The sequence below is a fragment of the Nocardia abscessus NBRC 100374 genome (assembly GCF_000308455.1).
Lineage (GTDB): Bacteria > Actinomycetota > Actinomycetes > Mycobacteriales > Mycobacteriaceae > Nocardia > Nocardia abscessus.
This window is the reverse complement of sequence record NZ_BAFP01000042.1, coordinates 1-24,715: the sequence shown is the minus strand read 5'-3', so window position 1 is coordinate 24,715 and position 24,715 is coordinate 1. Positions and strand designations below refer to the sequence as shown.

Genomic DNA, 24,715 nt, shown 5'->3' with positions numbered 1-24,715 from the left:
ATCCGCTCAGGCCGATCGGCGTGCGATGACCAAGAGGTACTCCCATTCCATTCGCCCGTTGCCCATATCGTGGCGGGCCGCGAGGTCCGCGAGTGCACCGTCCAACTGCGTGATCTTGTCGGGTTCCCCGGCAATGGACTTGTACACCGCGACCGTCGGTCCGTAGTAGGTCTTGAAGAAGTCACGGAACTCGGTGGCGTCGGCGAAACGGTCGATGACCGCGTTCTCGCGCCGTAGCTCCAGGTCGGCGACGCGACCACCCAGCAGGGACCGGACATGCGTTTCGTCGCCCCACAGCGGAGGCGGCTGAGCGCCGGGCGGAGGCGGCGGAGCGAACGGTTTCATCGTGGCGAACATCTGCCCGATGAACCCGGTGGGCGTCCAGCTGATCAGCCCGATCGTGCCGCCCGGCTTGGTCACGCGCACCAGCTCGTCGGCGGCCGCCTGATGGAACGGCGCGAACATGACACCTACACACGAGATCACGGCGTCGAACTCGGCATCGGCGTAGGGCAATGCCTCGGCGTCGGCTTCCTGCCACTGCAGATCGACCCCCTTGGCGGCGGCGATCCGCCGACCCGCCTCGAACAACTCCGGCGTGAGATCGCTCGCCACGACATTCGCACCGGACTCCGCGGCCGGGATCGCGGCGTTCCCGGATCCGGCCGCGACGTCCAGCACACGTTGCCCCGGGCCGATACGGCAAGCCTCGACCACACGCCTGCCGAGCCCCGGGATGACTTCGGTGGCGACGGCCGAATAGTCGCCCAGTGCCCACATGGCGCGATGCCGCTTCTTGAGATCCGCGGAACCGGATTCGGTCATCTGACGCTCCCTTTGTCGTCGGGCCGGTGGAACCATCCGCGGGTTCACACCCGCTCAGCTACCGAAAAGATCGGCACCATGCACCAGCACGGGCGTTTCACTCCCACACCAACTCAGAACGTGGGCTCGTCGAATCACGAGCCAAGCAGGTGCTTACCCGGCAACGGTCACGAACAAACCGGGGGCAGCCACCACCGACGACCCGATGGCCGCCCGAACCGCTTACGCTCGCCTCAGCGGTGCGATCTCGGAGCAGAAACGCCGCGGCCTCGCAAGATCTTGCTCGGCGCTCGGACTTCCCGGTCGATTTTCGATCTGTTCGGCACGTCGAACTTTTGCGAGTATCGAACTCGTATGTGAACTTCGATAGTTAGGCCGCCCGTGCAATCGACCTCCAGGAACCCTCGGCATATCGCATTCATCGTCGACGGTAATCGGCGATGGGCCCGAGATCGCAATTTTCCCCCCTCAACCGGGCACGATGCGGGCTACAGCAATGTACTCACCATCGACACGGCGTGCCAGCAACGCCAAATTCCTTGGCGTTCGTACTATCTCTTGTCGTCGGCTAATATGCGACGCAGCATCACGCATTCGATAGATCGGCCGCGACATATTCGGCGGAGGTTGGCCGGATTGCCGAACAAGACCAGCTGAACTTCCGGCAAGAATTTCTCGATCGAGTCGATAAGTAGTGAAGTGAACCTACCGACCCCGTCGAACTCGGTCCGGCGGCAATCCACTCCGAGGCGCAACTTCGGCCGAGCGGATACAGTGTGATTCAAGGTCATCCGATGCCGATTACCTTCATTGCTCATACAGCGGGTGGCGCCACGCGCCTTACGCAGAATACTCGACCGTGAACGATTCACCGAAACCGAGAACTGCGGCGACGGCGGTGCAAGAGTATTCAATCATCACGTCGGCTGTTGACCAAGCAGATAGCAAAGGGTCACTCACTCCCGTGCCTGCCAAGCAACATCTTGCTCGAGTTCACGAGCAGAGCGGAGGACTCATTCGCCGGTCCGCCGACGAGCAGCCGCCAGATCTGGTGGGCGGAACGGGCTCCGCCGACGGCTACCGGCAATTTCACTCGGAAAGTGTGAGCCGCGTTGCGCGGTCTCGATGGCAGCCTGGTCCCGTCATCGAAGCCGAATGCGACTCCTCGGAGGGCAAATGATCGGAACGGGTATGGCGGTCAAGAAGAAGACCATCTCCATGGCGTCGACGGCCCGCAAGCCCGTCGACCGGAGCTCGCCCGGCTGGTACAAGCTCCACAACGACACCAACGGGCAGGTCTCGGTCTTCCGGCAGGAATGGGACGTTCCGAAACAGCTCTTCGATCTGGCCCCGGGCGCCACCAGCGACCAGTACGAGGCCGGACACGAGATCTACATCCTGTTCTCAGCTTCCGGCGAGTCGCCGATAGTCGATTTCGACTCGCAAGATCAGTACAGCGTCTACTACCACGTCAGCGGGTACACCACCGGGAACGAAGTGAACAACGTGAGTTCCTTCTGACAGGCGCCCGCGACTCGAAGCGGAGCTGCGGCACAGCTTGTCGGACCGCCTTTCGCCGCAGGGGCGGCGACTACTGTCGGGGCATGCCGACCGACCCCTCGACGCCTCCTCCCGCACCGTCGTTCCACACGGATGCGATACCCGCCGAACGGCCCGACGAGCCCGCCGACGACCCGATGGCCCTGCTGGTCGCCATCCTCGATCTTCAGGCAGCGCTGCCGGGCATTCGGCGGATGCGGCAATGGGGACATGACGCTCTCGCGGTCGGGCCCGGTGAGCGAGCGCTGGATATCGGTGCGGGGACGGGGTCCGAGGTGCTCGAATTCGCCGAGCGCGTCGGGCCGGACGGCGAGGCGGTCGGTGTCGATCCGAATCCCGCGATGCTCGCCGTCGCCGGAGCGCGAGCCGAGGCCGCCGGGGTGCGCGCCCGTTTCGTGGAAGGCACCGCCTACCGCCTGCCCTTCCCGGACGATTCCTTCGACGCGGTCCGTTGCGAACGCGTCTACCAGCACCTCGACGACCCGGCCGCCGCCACCGCCGAGATCGCGCGGGTGCTGCGACCGGGCGGGCGGGTGCTGCTCATCGACAGCGATTGGCACACCGCGATCGCCCATCCGGGCGACGACGACGTGATCACACGCCTGAGCACGTCGATGCTCGCGACCACCCCGAACCCCAAGTCGGGCCGAAGCCTGCGCGGCCTGCTCACCGCCGCCGGCTTCGCGATCGACGACATCGGATCGGAAGCGGTGATCTGGGACCCGGAAACCATCCGCCCGCTCTTCGCCCAGATGACCGAGCGCGCCCGCTCCGACGGCACGATCACCGAGCAGGAACGTGACGAACTGTCCGCCGACATGGAAGCCGGGATCGCCCGAGGCGACTACCACCTCTCGGTCACCATGTTCGCCGTTCTGGGGCGTTTGGCTCCACACGCGAAATAGGCCATGGCCGAACGGCTCTCACCATTGTCGACCCCCATCCGGCCATGCTCGACAAGTCCGAACACATGGCACCTGAGACGATTCGATACGACGGCCGCGCGGGAGGCGTGCAGTACGCCCTGCTGAAACGACCGCCGTCGGGAATGCGCGACGACGTTCGAGCTCTGTCCGACCGAGTCGGCGTCGCGGCAGCCGACGATGGGCCGTTGATCCCCGTGGCTGTCGGAACCGGAGCGGCGCGACCTACCCCACGTCCCGGCGCAGCCAGGTGACTTCGGCGCCGGAATCCGTTCCGTAGCGGTAGATTTCGAGGTCCTCGTCCCAGGGGGTGCCTAGGGCGCGGTCGATTTCGGCGGCCAGGTCGTAGGCGGAGTACTTGCCGAGTTCGCGGGTGGCCTGGAGCATGGCGCGCAGGCGCATTTCGCCGATCATGACGTCGCCGTTGGCGCTCGTGGAGCCGTGCCACAGACCGAGGCCGGGGACGAAGCTGTAGCGCTCGCCGTCCACGCCGTCGCTGGGGTCCTCGGTCACCTCGAAGCGCAGAACCGGCCAGGAGCGCAACGATTGGGCGATCTTCGAGGCGGTGCCCACGGGGCCGATCCACTCACTGGTGGCGCGCAGTTGCCCATCGGCCGGCTGGGCGGTCCAGCGCAGCTTCGCCGGGGCGCCCAGGGCAGAGGTGAGTGCCCATTCGACATGCGGGCACAGCGCGGCAGGCGACGAGTGGATGTAGACCACACCCGCCGTCGCATCCGCGAACTGACTCGATGCGCGCACCACCAACACCTCCAGCTTCGACGAGGAACGTCTTCCCCAACGATTCGTCGAACTGGCGTTGCCCGAGTGTACTGGAGTGCCCGAAGTTACACGTGTTACTTCGCAACCGTGTTGCGCGCGGCGGTCACCTCCGCGATCACAGCATCGCTCAGTGGTGGCCAGGCCGCGCGCGCCCAGTCGCCGAAATTCTCGTCGCTCAGGGCGAGACACGCCAACCCCGTTTTCGGGTCAACCCATAAAAATGTCCCGGATTGGCCGAAATGTCCATAGGTTTGTGGCGAATTCGTGCCACCGGTCCAGTGCGGCGTCTTGCTGTCGCGGATCTCGAAGCCCAGCCCCCAGTCGTTGGGGCGCTGCGAACCATAGCCGGGCAGCACCCCGTTCACGCCCGGGAACTGCACCGAGGTGGCCTCCGCGTGCGTTTGCGCCGAGATCAACCGCGGATTCAGCAATTCGGCGGCGAAGCGGGCGAGATCCGCCGCGCTGGAGCGTCCCGCGTGCCCGGCCGAGCCGGCCAGCACCGAATCCGTCATGCCCAGCGGCCGGAACACCGCGTCGCGCAGGTACTCGTCGAACGCGATCCCGGTCTGCTCGGTGACGAACGCGGCGAGCACCTCGAAACCCGCGCTGGAGTAGATCCGCTTGGCGCCGGGCCGCGCCTGCACGTCGGTGGTGTCGAAGGCGAGCCCGGAGGTGTGCGCCAGCAGATGGCGCACGGTCGCGCCGGGCGGCCCCGCGGGCTGGTCGAGTTCGACCGCGCCCTCCTCCACCGCTACCAGCACGGCGTAGGCCACCAGCGGCTTGGTCACCGACGCGAGCGGGAACACCCGCTCGACAGAACCTTCGCTCGCGGTATCACCGTCGGCGGTGACCACCGCGGACGCCGCGTGCCGTACGGGCCATTCCCGAATCTGCTCGAGTGAACGCACCCTGCGAGCCTACGAGAACCACGTGACTACCATCGACTCACCATGAGTGAAAAGCCCACTGTTCACGGTGACGTCGCGTCCGGTTTCGGACCGGTCGCCGACGCCTTCCGCCGCAACTTCGAGCGCCACGGTGAAATCGGCGCCGCCGTAGCGGTCTACGCGGGCGAGCGCCCGGTGGTGGATCTGTGGGCAGGCTTCCGCGATCGCGGGCGCACACTGCCGTGGGAGCAGGACACGATCGTGCCGGTGTTCTCCTCCACCAAGGGCATGGCGGCCTTCACCGTCGCCGCCGCGGTCGCCGAGGGCCTGCTCGACTACGAGCAGCCGGTGGCGAAGTACTGGCCGGAGTTCGCCGCGCACGGCAAGGACACGGTCACCGTGCGCCAGCTGATCGACCACCAGGCGGGGTTGTCCGGCCTCGGCGAGACCGTGCGCCTGGCGCAGATCGCCGACCGGGACGGCCTCGCGCGCATTCTCGCGGAGCAGAAACCCGCTTGGCGCCCCGGCACCAGGCACGGTTATCACGCGATCACCCTCGGCCTGTATCAAGGCGAACTGCTGCGCCGGGTCGACCCGCGCGGCCGCACGCTCGGACGGATCTTCGCCGAAGACATCGCCGGACCGCTCGGTGCGGATTTCTTCATCGGTCTGCCCGCCGAACAGGGCATGGACCGCATCGCCACGATGTCGGCGACTCGCGGCCTGGACGTGCTGCGCTACGAGCGCGATCTCCCCCTGCGCATCGGCGCCGAGATCTACGCCAAACGCGGGCTGTCCTACGCGGCACTGACCAACCCGCGCTGCGGAGCGCCGGCGCGGGCGACCCGCCGCGAATTCCTCGAAGTGGAACTGCCGGGATCCAACGGGGTGGGCAACGCCCGCGCGCTGGCGAAGGTCTACGGCGCGGCCGCAGGCCGCACCGGCGCGCTGCCGATCGACGACGCGCTGCTGGACCGGCTCGCGGCGGCCGAGACCGCCGACGACGTCCCCGCCGACGACTTGGTGCTGCACACCAAGAGCCGCTACCACCTGGGCTTCCGCAAGTCGCGCGGCTCGTTCCGCTTCGGCTCGGACAAGCGCGCGTACGGCACCACGGGACTCGGCGGCTCGTTCGGCTTCGCCGACCCCGCAACGGGTCTGGGTTTCGGTTACACGATGAATCGGCTCGGCCTCGCGGTGCTCGACGACGTGCGCAGCCGCAACCTGCGCGACGCCCTCCTGCGCTGCGCGATCTGAGCACCCGGATTCCGTAGACTGGCCACGCTCGAACAGCGGTAACCGATCGGCGGAACCGAGGAGGCCCTGGTGGCGGAGCATCCCGAGAACATCGACGCGTATCTGGCCGGATTCCCGGACGACGTGCGCGAGATCCTGACCGGGATCCGTGCGGCCATCCGGCGTGCGCTGCCCGACGCCACCGAGGCGATCAGCTACGACATACCCACCTTCAAGCTGCACGGCCGCAATGTCGTGCACTTCGCGGGCTGGAAGCAGCATGTCAGCCTCTACCCGATCCCGGACGGCGATCCGGCCTTGGAACGCGAACTCGAGCCGTACCGGGCGGGCAAGGGAACGCTGCGGTTCCGGCTCGGCGAACCGGTGCCCTACGAGCTGATCGCCCGGATCGCCACCGCGCTCGCCGAGCGACGCTGAGGCGGTCTACCAGTCCGCTTCGGTGTACTTGATGATGCCGCGGATGTTCTTGCCGTCCAGCATGTCCTGGTAGCCCTGGTTGATCTCCTCCAGGGAGTAGCTGCGGGTGACCATGTCGTCCAGGTTCAGCTGGCCCGCCTTGTACAGCGCGAGCAGGCGCGGCGCGTCCTGGCGGGCGTTGCCACCACCGAAGATGCAGCCCTTCACCGTCTTCTGCAGCATCGACAGCAGGAAGCTGTTCAGCTTGACGTCGTTCTCGTCCATCCGGCCCATCGAGGTGACCACCAGGGTGCCCGCCTTCGAGGTGAGGATCAGGCCCTCTTCGATGTACTCGCCGTGCATCTCACCCATGGTCAGGATGACCTTCTCGGCCATCCGGCCCTCGGTGGCCTCCATCAGCGGCATGATGGCGGCGGCCATGCTCTCGTAGGTGTGCGTGGCGCCGAACTTCTGCGCCTGCTCGCGCTTCCACGGGTTCGGGTCGATGGCCACCACTTTCGAGGCGCCCGACAGCACCGCGCCCTGCAGCGCGCTCATGCCGACGCCGCCGATGCCCGCGATCACCACGGTTTCACCCGGGGACACCTGGGCGACGTGGGTGGAGGAGCCGAAGCCGGTGGGCACGCCGCAGCCGACCAGGCAGGCGACCTCGAACGGAATGCTCGGATCGATCTTGACCACCGAGGTGTGGTGCACCGTCATGTACGGCGCGAACGTGCCCAGCAGGCACATCGGGATGACGTTCTCGCCGCGGGCCTGGATGCGGTAGGTGCCGTCGCTGATGGCCTGCCCCATCAGCAGGCCCGCGCCCAGGTCGCACAGCGCCATGTGTCCTGCCACGCATGCCGGACAGCGGCCGCACGCGGGGATGAACGACAGGATCACGTGGTCGCCGACCTGGAGATCGGCCGGGCAGTTCGGGCCGAGCTTGGTGATCACGCCCGCGCCCTCGTGCCCGCCCATGACGGGGAAGGACGGCATCGGGGTCGCACCGGTCACGATGTGATGGTCGGAGTGGCACATACCGGCGGTTTCCATCCGGATCTGCACCTCGCCCGCGACCGGGTCACCGACCTCGATCTCCTCCACCGACCACTGCTGGTCGATCCCCCACAGGATCGCGCCCTTCGTCTTCATTCCTGTCGACCCTCTCGCATGCACGTGCTTGTATGTGACTGCACCCACAGTACGAGAAAAATGTAACGCGTTCTAGTACTGGTCGAAAAAATCGTCGGTATAGCGTGACCTCAGAACCGAACGCGTTACAGTTCTGCGACGCGTCAGCCCCGGACGTCGTACACGTGATGCACCAGATCGTGCACGAAGTACCGCGCGAACGACTCCACCGTGAACAGTGCTCCGTCGCTGCGCGCGCCGCGCAGACCACGCCGCTCGGGCGGCACCGATTCGAAGGAGCGCGCCACCCGCCCGGCGGCCTCGTCCAGTTCCGCGGCCACCCGGGGCGGGTCCTGCTCGTTGTAGCGGTCGGCGACCGCGGTCTCGTCCTGATCCCAATTCGCGAAACGCGGCGGCTCGCCCTCGGGGGCACCGGCCAGCATCAGAGCGAGGCGAGTGTCGAACAGGCGGCACACGTCGCGTACGTGCGCGCCGTATTCCAGGGCGGACCAGGTCGATTCATCCGGACGCGCGCGGACGCCAGGGCGGTCGAGCACCGCGGCGAAGCGGTCGGCGGCGTCCCGGGTCAGCGCGGGGACGGATTCGTAGGCGGTCGCGGCAGCGTCGAAACCACATTGCGGACACGGGCGCTCGAGCACCCAGGTCCAGTCTTTGACATCGGGAACGATCGGCATGCGCTCAACCTAGGCGCGGCCGGATGACACCTTCCACCGATATCCGGTCACCTGTCGGCAACATCCCGACAGTCACTCCATCAGGCGTTGCGCCCGCTCGAAGAGTTCCAGCGTGATCGCGTGCAGGAAGTCGCCGACCTGCTTGGGAGCCTTACCCGCGAAGGCGCGGGCATGGGTGCCCTCCAGGACGATGCCGAGCTTGAAGCAGGCCAGCACGGTGTACCAGGGCATCGCGCTCAGGTCGCGCTCGGAGAACTGCCCGTAGTGGGCGATCATCTCCTCGGCCGTCGGCAGCCCGCCGACCGCGCCGAGCTTGCCCACCAGCGCCGCGCCGGTGGTGCCCGGCTCCGGACGGGTGGCGATCTGCCAGCCCAGATCCAGCAGCGGGTCGCCGATGGTGGACATCTCCCAGTCGACCATCGCCGCCACCTGCGGGCCGTCGAAGGAGAACATCATGTTCGCCAAATGGCAGTCGCCGTGCAGGATGCCCGGGGTCCACCGGGCCGGACGGTTGCGGTCCAGCCACTCCCCGACCGCCGCCACACCGGGGATCTCCGGCCCGGGGTAGCCCTCGTTGGCCGAATAGGACTCGAGCTCACCGAGCCAGCGCGGCACCTGACGCTCCAGGAAGCCCTCCGGCTTGCCGTAATCGGCCAGCCCGAGCGCCTGATAGTCCAGCGCGCCGAGCCGTGCGATGGCCTCGACCGCGGAAAGACCCATCTGCCTGCGAATCTCCGGATCGCCCGCGTGCAGTTCGGGCAGCTCGTTCTGCGGATTGAAACCGTGGATCGGCTCCATCAGGTAGAAGACCGCGCCGAGCACCGACTCGTCGGCGCAGGCCGCGATCACCCGGGGCGCGCGAACCTGGGTGCCGCCGAGCGCGCCGAGCAGCCGGGCCTCGCGCCGGATCACGTCGTTGCTCTTCGCGCGCAGATGCTTCGGCCCGCGGCGCAGCACGTAGGTCCGGCCGCCCCGGCCGAAGCGGAGCATGATGTTCTGCGTTCCGCCGCCCAGCGCGGTCACGTCCTCGAACTCACCGGAGGGCAGATCCTGCTCATCCATCCACTTTCCGACGACGGCGAAGTCGACGACCGCGGGATCCACATCGACCGGTTGCGCAACAGACATGTCCCACATTGTGCACCACCGGCCGACCCGAACTGAAGGCAGACGACAACAGTTAGCTCCGACCGGCGCGGCGTAGGGTTTCCAGAACCATGCACACGCTGTTGATCGACAATTACGACTCGTTCACCTACAACCTGTATCAGCTGATCAGCGAGGTGAACGGCGTCGAGCCGACGGTCGTGCGCAACGACGAGGCGCGCACGGTCGCCGACCTGGATCCGTGGCGCTTCGACAACGTCGTCGTATCGCCCGGCCCCGGGCGGCCGGACGTAGCGCGCGACGTGGGAATCTCCGCGGCGGTGATCCGCGAGTGCGACCTGCCGCTGCTCGGGGTGTGCCTGGGCCATCAGGGCATCGTGGTCGCGGCGGGCGGCGTGGTCGCGGAGGCGCCCGCCGCCAGGCACGGGTATCTCGATCGGATCGAGCACGACGAGCGGGACCTGTTCGCCGGTATCCCGCAGGGCTTCACCGCCGTGCGCTATCACTCGCTGTGCGCGCTGCGGCCGCTGCCGGACGAACTGGAGGTCACGGCGCGGTCCGGCGACGGCGTGATCATGGGCGTGCGGCACCGCACGCGACCGCAGTGGGGCGTGCAGTTCCACCCGGAATCCATCGCAGGCGAATTCGGCAGGGCATTGCTGCGCAACTTCGCCGAACTCACCGCTACGCAGGCGAGCCGGCGTGCTTTCGCCCCGCGCAGCCGGTCGTTCGGCATGGAGCGCGAGGGCGCCGCGGTGCCCGTCGCGAGCGGATCCCCGCTTGCCACGGCACTCCCCGAGGCAGCGACCGGCACCCACATGCCGCTCGCACCCGAGCAGTTCCCCGCCGGAGCGGTCGAACTGGAGCGCCCTGCCGAATCCTCCGCCGCACGCACGGATCCGGTGCGCACCGACCTCCCGGCGCCGCGGACCTTCCGGCTCCAGCGGGCCGTCATCGAGCGGCCGATCGATACCGAGAGTGCGTTCGTGCAGCTGTACGGCAACTCCCCCACGGCGTTCTGGCTGGACAGCGAGCACGTCGAACCGGGGGCGGACCGGTTCTCCTTCCTCGGGGACGCGAGCGGTCCCCTGGCCGAGGTGCTGCGCTACCGCGTGGGTGACGGCGCGGTGACGGTGGAGTCCTCCGACGGGCACCGGCGCACCGCACCGGGCGGCATCCTGGAGTTCCTGTCCGCCGAACTGCGCGCGCGCAGGCTGGAACTGCCCGACCTGCCCTTCGATTTCGCCGGAGGCTACGTCGGCTACCTCGGCTACGAGGTCAAAGCCGACTGCGGCGGGGACGCGGTGCACCGCGCGCCGACCCCGGACGCGCAGTGGATCTTCGCCGACCGGATGGTGGTGGTGGACCACGTCGGCGGGCGGACACACCTGCTCGCGCTGAGCGACGACGTGGCCACCGCCCGATCCGGCGCCGACTGGTTGCGCGACACCCGCGAAATCCTGGACAGCCTTCCCACCTGGTCGAATCCGCCGACGCTCGAGGTACCGCAGGACAGCGACGCCGTCGAGCCACTGCTCACCCGCGGCCGGGAGCGCTATCTCGCCGATATCGCGGTCTGCCAGCAGCGGCTGCACGCGGGAGAGTCCTACGAGATCTGCCTGACCGACAGCGCCACGATCCCCGCCGCCGCGGCCGACGGCCTCGACTTCTACCGCACGCTGCGCCGGTGCAACCCCGCCCCGTACGCCGCCTACCTGCGCTTCGACGACCTCGACATCGCCTGCTCGTCGCCGGAGCGGTTCCTGAAGGTCGACCGCCGCCGCATCGTGGAGAGCAAACCGATCAAGGGCACCGCGCCGCGCGGCGCGACACCCGAGCAGGACGAGCGCCTGCGCCGTGAGCTGGCCGACAGCCCGAAGACCAGGGCGGAAAACCTCATGATCGTCGACCTGCTGCGCAACGATCTCGGCCGGGTCTGCGAGATCGGCAGCGTGTATGTCCCGAAGCTGATGGCCACCGAGCAGTACGCGACGGTGCATCAGCTGGTGTCGACGGTGCGCGGCAGGCTACGCCCGGAGGTCGGCGTGGTCGATTGCCTGCGCGCGTGTTTCCCCGGCGGCTCGATGACCGGTGCGCCGAAGCTGCGCACCATGGAGATCATCGATGCGCTGGAAACAGAAGCGCGCGGTGTCTATTCGGGCACGATCGGCTATCTCGGGCTCGGCGGCACCGCGGATCTCAACATCGTGATCCGCACGGCCGTCCGCTACGGCGGACGCTGGCGGATCGGGGCGGGCGGCGCCATCGTGCTCGACTCGGATCCGGCCGAGGAATACCACGAGGTTCTGCTCAAGGCCGCCGCCACCCTGCGCGCCGCCGCCGACCACGCGCACCGCTGAGCGCGAACCCGGCTAGGTGCGGCGCCTGGTGGACTTCCGCCGCGGTGGTTCGGTGGCGGGTTGTTCCGGCGCGCTCAGACCGGTCAGCTTGCCGAGCAGGGCGACGCCGGGCACCTTCGCCAATCGCCCGAGCACGTCCTCGCCGAGCGAGATCATCGCTTCCAGCCTGGGCAGCAGCCGGTCGTAGGCCGCGAATGCCGGATCGGCCAGGGCCAGGGTGCGATCGAGCCGATCGATGGTGGAGTTGAGCCGCTCGATCGCGGTCGACAGGTTCTCGACCAGGCCGGGCAGTTGCGCGGCCAGCTGGGCCGACGCGGGCGGCAGCCGCACCGCCGTGTCGAAAGCCGACGTGGCGGTCAACTGGGCGGCTTCCAGCGCTTGCCCCGCGGCCGTCTGTGCCGCTTCGACCGCGGCCTGCGCGGCGGCCAGCACGTCGGCGGGGCCGGGCACCCGCCCACCGGGCAACTTCGGGGTCGGGGGCTTACGACCCGGGCGTTTCGGGTTCGTCATGAGAACACTGTGCCGCACGCCCCGCCGAAGGACGTCCCCTCGCGAGTTCGGCGTGTCGGAGGGTCGTGGCATAGTTCGAGCACAATGAATCTCAGCAAGGGCGCGAACGCAGCGGTACCGACATCTCTTCTAGCCGTGGTTGTTTCATGGCGATCGGAGCACTCGGTGGACGCGCACGCCTTGCTGCTGGACGCGTCGGGCTCGGTTCGATCCGACCGCGACCTCGTGTTCTACAACGCACCGCGGCACGTCTCCCAGGCGGTCACCCTCGATCAGGAACCGGCGCCGGGCACCGCGCGGCTGAGCGTGTCGCTGCCGCGCACCGAAGCGGACGTCGATCGCATCGTCGTCTCCGGCTCGGTGGACGGAGGCACCTTCGGCGACATCCACGGACTGACCGTCGCCGTGCACTCCGTCGACGGGGCGGTCGTGACGTTCGAGGTCGATGACGCCGACGCGGTGCCCGCGCTGATGTTCGGCGAGTTCTACCGCCGCGACGGGCAGTGGCGGTTCCGCGCCATCGGCCAGGGCTGGTCCAGCGGACTGGCCGGGTTGATCAGCGAGTTCGGCGTCCGCGTCGACGATCCCTCGGCGCCCGCCCGCACCACGCATCCCACCAACCCGTTCCGGGTGCACCGATCGGCCACACCTGCGCAGGAACGACTTCCGGGCCGATCCACGGGCGCGGCCGAGTCCGGCCTCGACTCGGCCGAACGGTTCGACCGCCATGCCCGGCACATCCCGCACGGGTCGTTCCAGGCTCGCAGGAACGGGGATTCCGCCGCGGCCGAGCGAACGGACGCGCCGAACGGCGCCGCCGAGCATGGTCCGGTGCCACGTATCGGCGAGCATCACGGCCAGGCCGAGATCTCACCCGGGCGGTTCGACGGGCCGCTCGACGGCCCCGACACCCCCGTTCGGCCACGCACCGAGGTGCTCGACCGCGTCGACACCGCTCCCCTGCCGCACACTCACCGTACGGTCGACCTCAACCGGTACACCCCCGAAACCGCACCGTTGGCTCCCCCGCCACCCCCCAACCCCGAACACGCGGATTGGCACCCTGATCCGGAATATCCGCAGCGCATGCGCTGGTGGGACGGCGCCTATTGGACCGAGGACCGGTATCTGCCCCACCCGACAAGCGGACGGCACTGCGATCGTTGCGGAAACCCGCTCCGCCGCAAGCTGTTCGGCGGGCTCGCCCCGTGCCAGCGGTGTGCGCAGGAGATCGAGGAATACCTCATCCACTGGCACACACGGGCATGGCGGGTGCTCACCGCCCATGGGCCGCGTGGCCCCGAGTGGGCGGCGTTGTGGGCATCGTTGCGCTACCAGCGCATCGACGCCGAAGCGGGGCGCACGGCCTTGCGCGAGGTCGGCCTCAGCTATGTGGAACGGCTGGTCACCTTCGCCTTCGCCGACGCCGAAGTCCATTCTGCGGAGCTGGAGCTGTTCGAACAGGCGGTCACCGAACTCGCGCTCGGCGGACCACTGATCGAGGACCTGCGCCGGCGGATGCATCGCGGGAACACCCTCTACCGGCTGCGCACCGGCGATCTGCCGGTCGTCCGCACGCCCGGCCTGCATCTGGACCCCGAGGAGACGGTGCATCTCGACCTGCCCGCGACGCACGTGCGCCAGCTCGCCCGCGGCCCGAAGCTCACCGAGGGCAGGCTGATCGGCAGCAACAAGAAGCTGCGTTTCGTCGGCGCCGACACCGGCATCGAGATGCCGTGGTCACGCGTCGTGTCCGTGCACGCGGAACAGGGGGTGGTGGTGCTCGCGGCCACCTCCGCGCGCGGGGGCGCGACGTTCGCCGTCGATGACCCGGACTATGTCTCGGCCGCGCTGGAAGGCGCGCTGCGCGTGGCCAAACGTCTCGTCCTCAATCCCGGCCAGCGGGACACCCGCAGCATCCCGCAGGAGGTGAAGGCGCAGGTGTGGCAGCGCGACGGCGGCCGTTGCGTCGAATGCGGCGACGGGCACTACCTGGAGTTCGACCACGTCATCCCGCTCAGCCGCGGCGGTGCGACCAGCGCGGCGAACCTCCAGATCCTGTGCCGCGCGTGCAACCGCGCGAAAGGAGCTCGCATCTAGCGCGAGCGCCGGGATCAGTCGCCGAGCAGGCCCGCCGTGCGCCCCAGGTCGGCCAGCATCGCGTCGAACAGGATCTCCGGCTTGTCCAGCGGTATCGGATAGTTCCCGAACACCTCGAGCGTGACGTGCCCGTAGAGCCGCGCCCAGATCTGGATCATCAGATACGTCACCCCGAGATCCAGCTTCTCGGCGGGGAACTTCTGGCTCGACTCCGACAGCGCGGCCAGCAGTTCGGTCTGGAAGTGCACCAGATCCTCGCGCAACTCCGGCGGGATGACGTCGGTGGAGGGCGTGACGATGTCGTAGTTCGCCAGCAGCCTGCCCGCCGCGGCCAGGAAGATCCGGCCGAAGGGTTCGTCGAAGCGGCGCAGCGCGCGGGCCTGTCCGGCGCCGGGCGAGGCGAACACCAGGGTGAACTCCCTGGTGTGCGTCAGCGCCCAGCGCCGGAAGCCACGGCAGATGGCGAAGAACTGCACGGCGCCGTCGTCGGGCAGCGTGGCGATCTCGGTGGTCAGTTCCGCCGCCAGGTCGGCGCAGAAGTCCAGCCGCAGTTGCTCCAGCAGGTCTTCCAGCGAGTCGTAGTACCGGTACAGCGCGGGCGCGGTGACACCGAGTTCCCGCGCGATGGCGCGCAAGGTGACCGCATCGGGCCCGCGTTCGACCAGCAGCGCGCTGGCGACCCGCCGGATATCGGTGTCGGTCACCACCGGCGCACGGCCCCGTGGTTTGGACTGTTGCACCGTTCGATTCAAGCGTATTCGACTTCCCAGCGCTTGATCCCGTTCAGCCAGCCCGACCGCAGCCGCACCGGATCGGACACCTGCCGCAGGTCGGGCATCACCTCGGCGATGGCGTTGAACATCAGATCGATCTGCAACCGGGCCAGGTTCGCGCCGACGCAGTAGTGCGTGCCGGTGCCGCCGAAGCCGACGTGCGGGTTCGGGTCGCGCAGTACGTCGAAGGTGAACGGATCCGCGAAGGCCTCCTCGTCGAAATTGGCCGAGCTGTAGAACAATCCGAGCCGCTGGCCCTGCTTGATCTCCTGGCCCCCGAGCACGGTGTCCTGGGTCGCGGTGCGCTGGAACGCGGTGACCGGGGTGGCCCACCGGACGATCTCGTCGGGCGCGGTGCGCGGGCGCTGCTGCCGGTAGATCTCCCACTGCTCGGGGTGGTCCACGAACGCCTTCATCCCGTGGGTGATCGAGTTGCGGGTGGTCTCGTTGCCCGCCACCGACAGCAGGATGACGAAGAAGGCGAACTCGTCCGAGCCGAGGTGCTCGCCGTCGATGTCGGCGTTGACCAGCTGGGTGACGATGTCCTCGGCGGGGCAGGCGCGCCGCTGCTCGGCCATGTTCCAGGCGTACCCCATCACCTCGGCGGTCGCGGCCTGGTGGTCGCCTTCGAACTCCGGGTCGTCGTAGGAGATCATCTGGTTGGACCAGTCGAAGATCTTCTTCCGGTCTTCCTGCGGAATGCCCAGCAGCTCGGCGATCGCCTGCAACGGCAGTTCACAGGCGACCTGTTCGACGAAGTCGCCGCTACCGGATTTCTTGGCCTCGTGCACGATCCGCGCCGCGCGTTCGGTGAGCGCGGCGCGCAGGCTTTCCACCGCCCTCGGGGTGAAGCCCTTGGAGATGATGCGGCGGGTCTTGGTGTGCTTGGGCGGGTCGAGGTTGAGCAGCAGCATGTCGCCGAGCATGTCGATCTGCTCACGGGTGGTCTCTTCGTTGAACCGGATGATCGCGGTGTTCTGGTGTGAGGAGAACACCTCGGGATTCTTCGAGATCTCCTTGATGTGAGCGAGCTTGGAGACGACCCAGTACCCGCCGTCGTCGAAGCCGCTGGCCCGATCGGGTTGCGCGCACCACCACACCGGGGCGGTGCGGCGCAGTTCGGCGAACTCCGCGATGGGCAGGCGGGAGGCGAGCAGGTCGGGGTCGGTGAAATCGAATCCCGTCGGGATCGAGGGCGTGGTCACGGTCACGGCTAACTCCTACGGTCTGGGCGCAGACCTCACGACGATGTCGGGCACACGGTCAAGGGAGATGCAACCACAGAACCACCCCTGGTGAACAGTGTTTAGTAAAACCCGTTTACCTTTTTGCTGCATCGCGTCGAAGCGGCGCTCTACGACAAGGCGCTCGCCGATCCGGCGCCCAGCGACGCGGAACTGCACCCGACTGCGCGGTCCCACCACTGGAGGGGGGCCACGACCGGCTCACCGCAGGGCGATCAGCGGCGGCGGTTGCCAACGTCGCTGTAGGACAGCTTCTTTCGGGGCGAACAGCGCCAGGGTGGCCGAGAACGGGTCCGATGCCGGGATGGGCAGCCAGTTGCCCTTGGGGACACTGGGACCAGGGTCGTCGTGCTGGAGCGTGAGGTCGAGGGAGCCGTCCGGATTGAGCACGACGGGGACGTGGTGACCTATCGAGTAGATCTCGGCCGGATTGGACACCAGATAGTCCGCGGCATCGTAGACGGCCAACGACCAGAAAGCGTCCACCGGCGGCAGCTCGCCCGACGTGAAGTGCAGCCGGAAAGGGCCGGAGCCCGCAGGAACCGCCGTGAAGAGGTAGTGCGCGTCCTCGGACAAGGGGATGCCGAGAGCACCGAACGCCGTGACGGCGCGCAGGAGATAGTCGGTGCCGAACCGGCCGGCCCCGAAATCGGCGACCCAGCCGTTGTCGTTGATCGTGTTCGCGCCCAGAGTCACCGGGAGCTGTCGCTCGACGGTCTCGACCGCGGCGGTCAGTTCGTCCTCGGAGACGCCTTCGACCGCGCCGCCCGGCCGGATTCCGATCGTCGCGAAGCGCCGCATGGCGGGCTCGTCCTCGGGAGCGGGCGGATTGATCGACATCACCGCGCACATCCGGTCGAAGAACGCGTGCGCGTCCATTCCCATGACCTGATCGACCGGGCGCTGGGTGTTCGCCTGCCCGTCCGGCGGGACAGCCGGGGCAGGCTGCTCGCGCGCTTTCCACGCGCTCAGCGGAACCAGTTTCAACCCCTGCTGCAACGAGCGAACGATCGGAAGGTCCTTGTCTCCGTCGACTTGGATCCGCACGATCAGCCCCACCGTCGGCGTCGGCACCGGCAGCGGAGTGAGATCTTCTGGCAGCGGGCCCGACCAACCCGGGCCGGTCACCACGTAGGTGTACGGCGGCACAGCCGACTTCGCCTGCGGCCGACGGCTACTCGGATTGTGCACATTGTTCGTCCAGGCGTCGAGAACTTGCGCCAGCCAGAAGCGACCACCGTCCATCATGGGGACGCTCAGCACCATCGGCTCGCTCGTCAGATCGAGCCAAGCGGTCGAGTGCAGGGTGTCGGGATCCGGCCGCACCACCTCGTTGTACGCCGGGGTGGGCAACGACGTGGCGTGCCGGAACCGGTTGGGCGGCGTGGCCGCCTCGGCCGCCACGCGGGTGACATCCATCAGCACCAGCGGGAAGCCGAACACACAGGCGTCCTTGGCGACCATTCCTCCCTCGCTGGTGGCGGAGGGGTGGGTGTCGGCCGAACCGTCCTCGTCCGATCCGCCGCACGCCGCCACGCCGAGCGCGGCCATCGATGTCGCCGCCATGCCGAGCACGGCGCGCCGCGACAGCGCGGCATCGCGGTAGGTCCAGTCGCCCATGATCTTGCTCCGCCTCCGATCCGATCGGGTACCGTGCCAGATCCGCCCTGGATTATAACCACCGCCTGAAGGGAAAATTGCTGGTCAAGCCACCGACTGCGGCCCCATGCCCTGCCCAGCGACCTGTTCGCCACAGATCGCGGCCACGTGTCGCGATGATGACCGGCCGGGAACGCTCGATGATCACGGCGCGCGGAGACAAGATCAGGACGCGGGCTCCAGTGGCGGCGGACGCCATCGCCCCTGAACGGCCTCCGCTTTCGGCGCATACAGGCGCAGCGTCAAGGAGAATTGACCGGATGCCGGGATGGGCAGCCAGTTCCCGGCCGGAACGGTCGGTCCCGGGTCGGTGTACTGCAAGGCGATGTCGAAGGACCCATCGGGATTGAGAACTACCGGAGCCGGGTGGCCAACGGCATAGATCCCCGCCGGATTGGACACCAGGTAACTATCGGCGTCATAGGCGGTCAGCGACCAGAAGTCGTCGACCGGTGGCAGCTGACCGGGCGCGAAGTGCAGACGGAATCGGCCGGCACCATCCCCGGCGTCTGTCGAAGCGAACAGGGTCGGATAGAACGAGTTCTCGGCCAGACTGGCGCCGAGAGCTATCCGGGCGACGACGGCGCGCAGCAGATAGTTGGTGCCGTAGCGCCCGACGTCGGGGTCCACGAGCCAGCCGTTCTCGTTGACCGTCCGCGCCCCCAGATACACCGAAATCTGCTGCTGGGCGCTGTCCACCGCGGCGGCGAGGTCGATGTCCGAGACGCCCTCGACCGCGCCGCCCGGCCGGATTCCGATCTCCGCGAAACGCCGCATGGCCGGCGCGTCCTCGGCAGCCGGCGGATTCACCGACATCAACTGGCACATCCGATCGAAGAACACGCCCGCGTCCATCTCCGCGACCCGCTCCGGCGGCGGCTGCGCGCTCGCCCGCCCAGGCGGCGCGGCGGGCGCGGGCGGCTCGGTGCCCGCGATCCACGCGCTCAACGGAACCAGCTTCACCTGCTGCTGCAGGGAGCGGACAACCGGCAGATCGTTCTCGCCGTCGACCTGGATCCGGACGATCAGCCACACCGTCGGCGTCGGCGCCGGCAGCGCGATGAGACCGTCCGGCAGCGCGCCCGACCAGCCGGGACCGGTCACCGCGTACGGCAGGGCAGCCGACGTCGCCTGCGGCCGGACGCTGCTCAGGTTGCGCACGTTGTTCGTCCAGGCATCCAGCACTTGCACCAGCCAGAACCGGCCGCTGTCCATCATGGGGACACTCAGAACCATCGGCTCGCTCGTCAGATCGAGCCAAGCGGTCGAACGCAGCGTGTCCCGGTCCAGTCGCACCACTTCTCGCTGCGCCGGAGTGGCCAACGACGTCGCGTGCTCGAACCAGTTGACGGGGGTGGCCTCCTCCGCCGCCGTGCGCGTAACATCCATCAGCACCAGCGGATAGCCGAACTCGTAGGCGTCCTTGGCGATCGTGGCGGCGTCGCCGGGGACGGAGCCCGGGGCGGAGTCCTCGTCGTCGGAGCCGCCGCAGGCCGACAACCCGAACGCGGCCATCGACGTCGCCGCGATGCCGAACGCGGTGCGCCGCGACACCGTGACCTTGCGGTAGGTCCTGTCGTCCATGATCCTGCTCCGCCTCCGATCATATCGGGCACCGCGAGATCCGTACCGGAGTATAGCCGCACTCCGCGGCGGAAATCGCAGGTCAACGCGGTAATCACAGGACCTCCGACCGGTGCCGGTCGGCGCCTCGGCCGCGGGCGGAGCTCGCCTGGCAGCGCGACCGAGTTCCCTCGGCGGCCCCGGCGATCCGTTCGCGGCACGCTCGTCGCCACCGACGAAAGCGGGCCCGAGGGATCGCCGCGCCGCGCCCGCGCTCAGAACTCCAGAACGGTGTTCATGATGGTGCCCGCACTGGTGGCGACCACCCCGCCGAGCATCGCCCCCGCGATCATCTTCGGTGACTGCAACCCGCCGCCGCTCCACTTCTCCCAGGCGAATCTGCCGCCCGCGTAGATGATGCTGACGATGCCGGACGCCAGTGCGAACCACGTGAGGTACCGCACGAACTGTAAGAGCTTGTCCGCCAAAGGCGGCGCCTCCGGGGTCGGATTGCCGATCTGCGCCAACGTCGTGAACGAATCGCCGACCGACGCCAGAATGATGCTCACCGTCTACTCCCTCTACGCTCGAATACAACCCTGCCGCCGACCAGCCGCTTTGCGAAAACTGTTCGACCACCGATGAATTCGGCCACGCACCAGGATACGGGCACGGACCGCGACGCGGTGTGCTCTGCCCGGAACGCCCGCGACCAGCCGCGGAACCAGCAGTGGGATCACACCGGACCACACGCGAGCAGTCGTCGGCGGATCCGGCGATACGCGACGGCAAGTTCTCGACCGCCGCGTCTCCTCGATGATCCCGAGGTTCGCCTACCCCGGCAAGGCAACGGGAAACGCGAACTTCACTGCGCTGCACGGACCCGACTGCATCCCGGCGAGCGAACGGATACGATCTTCTCAGCGAATCCCTTGCCCCTGTCCCGAATCCAGAATGAGCGAACGACAATGATCCTGGCCGCCGCTTACGACACCTTGGCGCAGATCGGCAATCCCACACCAGAAGCACCGCCGATCTCCGACAAGTTCCTCCAACTGGTCCGCTACCTGACGTGGTTCGTGCTCCTGTCGGGCATCTGCGGCATCATCTACGCCGGTGGCCGCTTCGCCTGGGAGAAGTGGACCGGCGGCGGGCTCGAGTCGCCGAAGATGGTGGCGGGAGCCATGATCGGCGGGGTGATCGCCACCAGTGCGGGCACCATCATGAACGCCGTCATCGGCTGATCCGAGGCGCGACGAAACCCACCCCATAGCTGTTCGCTATGGCATGCGGGGTGCTGGGCAGTGGGCAGGGCAGCTCTGCGCTGTTCGCCACGAGGCCGTCTGCGCACTCTCGCGGGTCAGCGCAGGATGCCCGCGGTGCGCGCGGCGCGAAGCCAGTCCGGGAACTCGCCCAGCAGACGCGCGTAGAGCTGCCCGTCGTCGACCTGATCGATGTCGTCCAGGGCGAAGAATCCCGCGTTGTCGACCGCCCGGTCCGACAGCTCGTCCAGGGTGCGCAACAGGCCGTAGTTGGCACGGCCGAGACCGACGAACTGCCAGAAGGCAGGCAGCTGCGAGGCTTCGCGCATGAGCGCCGCGATCTCGCGCTTCTTGGCGAAGCCGCCGTCGGTGAAGAACAACACGAGGGTGGGGCGGCCGTCAGGGCACAACGAGTCGATGATGTCGCGCATGATCGGCAGTTCGTCGTTGCGGCCGCCGAGCCGGTCGTAGTCGATGCCCGCGTGGGTACCAATGAGGTGCAGGAAGGTTCGTGCCCACTCGTCGCCGTGCTCGACGGTGATGTCGGGCAGCTTGGCGAAGGAAAGGGCGTAGAGGTACGCCTCCAGGGTGCCGTCGTCGTCGAGCTGGGTGGCCACCGGAATCATCCGCTGCACGACGCGGTGTACCACCTTGTCGTGGTACTGCCGCTTCATGCTGCCGGTCTTGTCGATGACGAGCACGACGCGGGCGCGGATTCCGAAAGCGTCCTTGTCGATGAGGACTTTCGCGACCGCGCGCTTGCGCAGGTCCAGCTTCGCGCGCTTCTCGAACGAGAGCTTCGCCTCACCGGGGACGGTGAAGACATCCTCCGTCGGAATGACCACGGCCTGCGGGTTCGGCGCGGCCGCATGCGCTGACGGGGCCTCGCCTCGGGACGGCTCGTCGTCGACGCTCACGCCGTGATCGGTGACCAACGCGGCGAAGCCGCCCGCATAGCCTTGCCCGACCGCCCGCACCTTCCATGCGCCCTGGCGGCGATACAGTTCGAGCGCGATCACCACGGATTCGCTACCCAGACCCTCGATGCGGTATTCGTACAGCACGTTTCCCGCCGCGTCGGCGACCGTGGCGACCGGCGGTGCGAACCGGCCGAAGGTCTGCGCCGGATCGTCGAGAGTGAGCACCGCGCGCAGCTGCGCGATATCCGCGGGCAGATCGCCCAGTGAAACCGACAGCGCGGCAGGCGTTCCCTGAGCCAGCGTCACGCCGGGCGCGCTGGGCTGGTTGAAGAACACGAAGTCCGCGTCCGATCGAACGCGGCCCGCTTCGGTCACCAGCAGCGCCGACACGTCGACCGGGGCCTCGGTGCGCACCGACACCAACACACCGGCCACGTCCAATGCCCCGTTCTGACCTTTGACCAATGCCGCACCCACCGAGACTCCCAGCCGTCGTCACTCCGAAATCCCCACCGGGATCAGCGTAAGTCCACAATCGGGAGGATGCGGAGTCTTCGCTCCGGGCGTCGTTACGCGCGGGCGGATTCCGCGGCGCCGGTGATATTGCGCGCCATCCCGCCGAAGATGGCGGCATGGAACGGCGCGATGGATTTCCAGTACAGGTGCCCGGCCAACCCGTGCGGCTCGAACAGCGCGCGCTGGTAGTAGGTGGCGCCGGGGCCGTCCGGTTCGACCGCGAGTTCCAGCCAGGCCCGGCCCGGCACCCGCATCTCGGCGCGCAGGCGCAGCAGCCGCGGACGCTCCAGCCGCTCCACCCGCCACCAATCCAGCGCCTCGCCTTCGTGCAGCCGGTGCGGATCGCGGCGACCGCGGCCGAGACCGGCGCCGCCCGCGAGCCGGTCGATCCACCCGCGCAGCGACCAGGCCAGCGGGAACGAATACCAGCCGTTTTCGCCCCCGATCGCCTCGATCACCTGCCACAGCGTCGCCGGGTCGGCGTCGGTGTGGCGCTGCCGCACATCCCGGTACAGCGAACCGCCCGACCAATCCGGGTCGGTGGGCAGCGGATCCGACGGCGCGCCCGGCGGGTGAGCGTCCGACCACCTGGTCGGCACGTCCAGATCGCGAATCTTCCGCAGCGCCAGCGTCACTGCTTGCCGGTACCCGGTCAGGCCCGCCGGTGGGTCCGGGATGAGATCGGCGATCGCGTGGTCGCGGCAGACCACGTCGTTGATCAGCGACTCCATCAGCGGCACGGCGATCGCGCGCGGCACCGGTGTCACCAGATTCACCCACTGCGCCGACAACCACGGCGTCAGCACCGGCACCGGCACGATCAGCCGCCGCGGCAGCTGCGCCACTTCGGCGTAGCCGCGCATCATCTGCAGGTAGGTCAGCACGTCCGGACCGCCGACGTCGAAGGCCCCGCCCGCGCCTTCGGGCAGCGTCGCCGCCTCGGTCAGGTAATACAGCACGTCACGCACCGCGATCGGCTGGATCCGGTTGCGCACCCAGCGCGGTGTGACCATCATCGGCAACCGCTCGGTCAGGTAGCGCAGCATCTCGAAACTCGCCGAGCCGGAGCCGATGATCACCGCGGCCTGCAGCACCAGGGCGGGCACCGCGCCCCCCCCGCAGGATCTCGCCGACCTCGGCGCGGGAGGCCAGGTGGCGCGACAACCGCTGCGCACCCGGGATGATGCCGCCCAGATAGACGATCCTGGTCAGGCCGCCCTGCGCCGCCTCGGCGGCGACCAGCGTGGCCGCCTCCCGGTCGACGGTGTCGAAGTCGGCGCGGGTCAGCGAATGGATCAGGTAGTACAACACGTCCTGTCCGGCCAGCGCGGCGCGTACGTCGGCGACGGAGGTCACGTCACCGGCGAGCACCTCGACGCGATCGCGCCACGGCGCCTCGGCGAGCTTGCCCGGCGTGCGAGCCAGCACCCGGACCGTGTGACCGGCGCGCAGCAACTCCGGTACCAGTCGTCCGCCGATGTAGCCGGTCGCACCGAACACCACGCATCGCACGACAACCACCCTTCCGATGACCTGCTCTCGTGATGACCCGGGGCCGCCGGGTCAAACCGCGTCCCGCTCGCGCGACCGGCCGTGAGCCCTGATCGATCCGCCACCTTCGTGCCAGACTGGGCCGGTGAGCGAACGTAGCAAAAGCCACGGACCGGACAAGCCCACCTTGCGGGATCGCGGTGACGTCATCGGTGTGGGCTTGCTGTGGCTGGCCAAGTGGGCGCTGTGCATCGTCGCCATCGCGGCGGGCGCGTGGGTGCTCGGATTCCTGGTCGCCCGGCTGTGGGTGGTGATCCTGCCGGTAGCGCTGGCGATCGTGATCGCCACGGTGCTGTGGCCGCCGGTGCGCTGGATGACCGCACACGGCCTGCCGCCCGCCGCGGCCGCCTCGATCGCGTTGATCGGTTTGATCGGTGTGCTGGCCGGCGTCATCGCGTTGATCGTGCCCTCGGTCGTGGACCAGGCGCCGGAGCTGGCCGACAAGGCGGGCGCGGGCGTCGAACAGGTGCGCGACTGGTTACAGGGTCCGCCATTGAGAATCCGTGACGAGCAACTGGATTCGGCCGTGGACGCGATCGTCTCCCGGCTGCAGTCGAGTTCGGAGCAGATCGCGACCGGCGTGTTCAGCGGCGTGTCCACCGCGACGTCGGTGCTGATCACGCTGTTCCTGGTGCTGGTGCTGACCTTCTTCTTCGTCAAGGACGGCCCGCGTTTCCTGCCCTGGCTGCA

General features: G+C 68.3%; 24 protein-coding genes. 9 read left to right on the top strand and 15 right to left on the bottom strand.

All coding sequences use genetic code 11. From position 1 onward, the window contains the following. Window positions 1–6: 6 nt before the first annotated feature. Window positions 7–825, bottom strand: coding sequence for a class I SAM-dependent methyltransferase (locus ON19_RS08970; RefSeq protein ID WP_043688937.1), 819 nt, complete (start codon window positions 823–825; stop codon window positions 7–9). A gap of 381 nt (window positions 826–1,206) precedes the next feature. Here ON19_RS08970 and ON19_RS44645 point away from each other — a divergent pair, with 381 nt between their 5' ends. From ON19_RS44645 to ON19_RS08960, 3 genes are all read left to right on the top strand, one after another. Further along, window positions 1,207–1,482, top strand: coding sequence for an undecaprenyl diphosphate synthase family protein (locus tag ON19_RS44645; protein ID WP_157229633.1), 276 nt, complete (start codon window positions 1,207–1,209; stop codon window positions 1,480–1,482). A 519-nt stretch (window positions 1,483–2,001) separates the two neighbouring features. Then, window positions 2,002–2,346, top strand: coding sequence for a hypothetical protein (locus ON19_RS08965; RefSeq protein ID WP_043688935.1), 345 nt, complete (start codon window positions 2,002–2,004; stop codon window positions 2,344–2,346). 83 nt (window positions 2,347–2,429) lie between these two features. After that, the gene (locus ON19_RS08960; protein WP_043688932.1) at window positions 2,430–3,290 is read left to right on the top strand and encodes a methyltransferase domain-containing protein; all 861 of its coding nucleotides are present in this window, start codon (window positions 2,430–2,432) and stop codon (window positions 3,288–3,290) included. Window positions 3,291–3,533: 243 nt separating this feature from the next. Here ON19_RS08960 and ON19_RS08955 read toward each other — a convergent pair whose 3' ends face one another. Together ON19_RS08955 and ON19_RS08950 are read right to left on the bottom strand one after the other, a co-directional pair. Next, a complete protein-coding gene (locus ON19_RS08955; RefSeq protein ID WP_043688980.1) occupies window positions 3,534–4,067 on the bottom strand; it encodes a DUF3145 domain-containing protein in 534 nt (177 codons plus the stop codon). A 95-nt stretch (window positions 4,068–4,162) separates the two neighbouring features. Next, a complete protein-coding gene (locus ON19_RS08950; protein ID WP_043688930.1) occupies window positions 4,163–4,996 on the bottom strand; it encodes a serine hydrolase domain-containing protein in 834 nt (277 codons plus the stop codon). 42 nt (window positions 4,997–5,038) lie between these two features. Here ON19_RS08950 and ON19_RS08945 point away from each other — a divergent pair, with 42 nt between their 5' ends. Next, complete coding sequence (locus ON19_RS08945; protein WP_043688927.1) at window positions 5,039–6,232, top strand: serine hydrolase domain-containing protein; 1,194 nt, start codon at window positions 5,039–5,041, stop codon at window positions 6,230–6,232. Between the two features lie 69 nt (window positions 6,233–6,301). Beyond that, entirely contained in the window at window positions 6,302–6,649 is a 348-nt protein-coding gene (locus ON19_RS08940) for an iron chaperone (RefSeq protein WP_043688925.1), read from the top strand. Window positions 6,650–6,655: 6 nt separating this feature from the next. On the opposite strand, the gene ON19_RS08935 is transcribed toward ON19_RS08940, so the two are convergent. The 3 genes from ON19_RS08935 to ON19_RS08925 form a co-directional block, all read right to left on the bottom strand. Continuing rightward, entirely contained in the window at window positions 6,656–7,786 is a 1,131-nt protein-coding gene (locus ON19_RS08935; protein WP_043688923.1) for an NDMA-dependent alcohol dehydrogenase, read from the bottom strand. A 143-nt stretch (window positions 7,787–7,929) separates the two neighbouring features. After that, window positions 7,930–8,460 carry a DinB family protein gene (locus ON19_RS08930; protein WP_043688921.1) on the bottom strand — a complete coding sequence of 177 codons (531 nt, stop codon included), beginning with the start codon at window positions 8,458–8,460 and terminating at the stop codon, window positions 7,930–7,932. Window positions 8,461–8,532: 72 nt separating this feature from the next. Beyond that, window positions 8,533–9,588 carry a phosphotransferase family protein gene (locus tag ON19_RS08925; RefSeq protein WP_043688919.1) on the bottom strand — a complete coding sequence of 352 codons (1,056 nt, stop codon included), beginning with the start codon at window positions 9,586–9,588 and terminating at the stop codon, window positions 8,533–8,535. Between the two features lie 89 nt (window positions 9,589–9,677). Here ON19_RS08925 and pabB point away from each other — a divergent pair, with 89 nt between their 5' ends. Further along, window positions 9,678–11,927 (top strand): aminodeoxychorismate synthase component I, encoded by a 2,250-nt coding sequence (gene pabB / locus ON19_RS08920; RefSeq protein WP_043688917.1) that lies wholly within the window; start codon window positions 9,678–9,680, stop codon window positions 11,925–11,927. Window positions 11,928–11,939: 12 nt separating this feature from the next. Here pabB and ON19_RS08915 read toward each other — a convergent pair whose 3' ends face one another. Continuing rightward, window positions 11,940–12,437, bottom strand: a complete 498-nt coding sequence (locus ON19_RS08915) for a hypothetical protein (protein WP_051168671.1) — start codon at window positions 12,435–12,437, stop codon at window positions 11,940–11,942. An 84-nt stretch (window positions 12,438–12,521) separates the two neighbouring features. Between ON19_RS08915 and ON19_RS08910 the strand changes: the two genes are divergently transcribed. After that, complete coding sequence (locus ON19_RS08910) at window positions 12,522–14,537, top strand: TerD family protein (protein ID WP_043688915.1); 2,016 nt, start codon at window positions 12,522–12,524, stop codon at window positions 14,535–14,537. Between the two features lie 14 nt (window positions 14,538–14,551). Here the strand turns inward: ON19_RS08910 and ON19_RS08905 are convergent, their stop codons facing one another. The 5 genes from ON19_RS08905 to ON19_RS08885 form a co-directional block, all read right to left on the bottom strand. Further along, window positions 14,552–15,277 (bottom strand): TetR/AcrR family transcriptional regulator, encoded by a 726-nt coding sequence (locus ON19_RS08905; protein ID WP_043688913.1) that lies wholly within the window; start codon window positions 15,275–15,277, stop codon window positions 14,552–14,554. Window positions 15,278–15,285: 8 nt separating this feature from the next. Beyond that, window positions 15,286–16,515: a cytochrome P450 gene (locus ON19_RS08900; protein ID WP_043688976.1), complete on the bottom strand. Its 1,230-nt coding sequence runs from the start codon at window positions 16,513–16,515 to the stop codon at window positions 15,286–15,288. Between the two features lie 240 nt (window positions 16,516–16,755). Further along, window positions 16,756–18,174, bottom strand: coding sequence for a DUF1254 domain-containing protein (locus ON19_RS08895; RefSeq protein WP_043688910.1), 1,419 nt, complete (start codon window positions 18,172–18,174; stop codon window positions 16,756–16,758). A 204-nt stretch (window positions 18,175–18,378) separates the two neighbouring features. Then, window positions 18,379–19,797 (bottom strand): DUF1254 domain-containing protein, encoded by a 1,419-nt coding sequence (locus ON19_RS08890; protein WP_051168670.1) that lies wholly within the window; start codon window positions 19,795–19,797, stop codon window positions 18,379–18,381. A gap of 254 nt (window positions 19,798–20,051) precedes the next feature. Further along, window positions 20,052–20,345: a hypothetical protein gene (locus ON19_RS08885; protein ID WP_040865713.1), complete on the bottom strand. Its 294-nt coding sequence runs from the start codon at window positions 20,343–20,345 to the stop codon at window positions 20,052–20,054. 399 nt (window positions 20,346–20,744) lie between these two features. On the opposite strand from ON19_RS08885, the gene ON19_RS08880 reads away from it, so the two are divergent. Beyond that, entirely contained in the window at window positions 20,745–21,020 is a 276-nt protein-coding gene (locus ON19_RS08880; protein ID WP_039796837.1) for a hypothetical protein, read from the top strand. Window positions 21,021–21,136: 116 nt separating this feature from the next. Here ON19_RS08880 and ON19_RS08875 read toward each other — a convergent pair whose 3' ends face one another. The 3 genes from ON19_RS08875 to ON19_RS44500 all read right to left on the bottom strand — a co-directional run bounded on the left by ON19_RS08875 (window position 21,137) and on the right by ON19_RS44500 (window position 23,986). After that, window positions 21,137–22,435, bottom strand: a complete 1,299-nt coding sequence (locus ON19_RS08875) for a vWA domain-containing protein (protein WP_043688906.1) — start codon at window positions 22,433–22,435, stop codon at window positions 21,137–21,139. A gap of 92 nt (window positions 22,436–22,527) precedes the next feature. Then, window positions 22,528–23,205 carry a DUF2867 domain-containing protein gene (locus ON19_RS44505; RefSeq protein WP_306307038.1) on the bottom strand — a complete coding sequence of 226 codons (678 nt, stop codon included), beginning with the start codon at window positions 23,203–23,205 and terminating at the stop codon, window positions 22,528–22,530. A gap of 229 nt (window positions 23,206–23,434) precedes the next feature. Continuing rightward, window positions 23,435–23,986, bottom strand: a complete 552-nt coding sequence (locus ON19_RS44500; protein WP_306307037.1) for an NAD(P)H-binding protein — start codon at window positions 23,984–23,986, stop codon at window positions 23,435–23,437. 124 nt (window positions 23,987–24,110) lie between these two features. Between ON19_RS44500 and ON19_RS08865 the strand changes: the two genes are divergently transcribed. Next, on the top strand, window positions 24,111–24,715 hold a 605-nt coding region (locus tag ON19_RS08865), incomplete at its 3' end, for an AI-2E family transporter (RefSeq protein ID WP_043688903.1).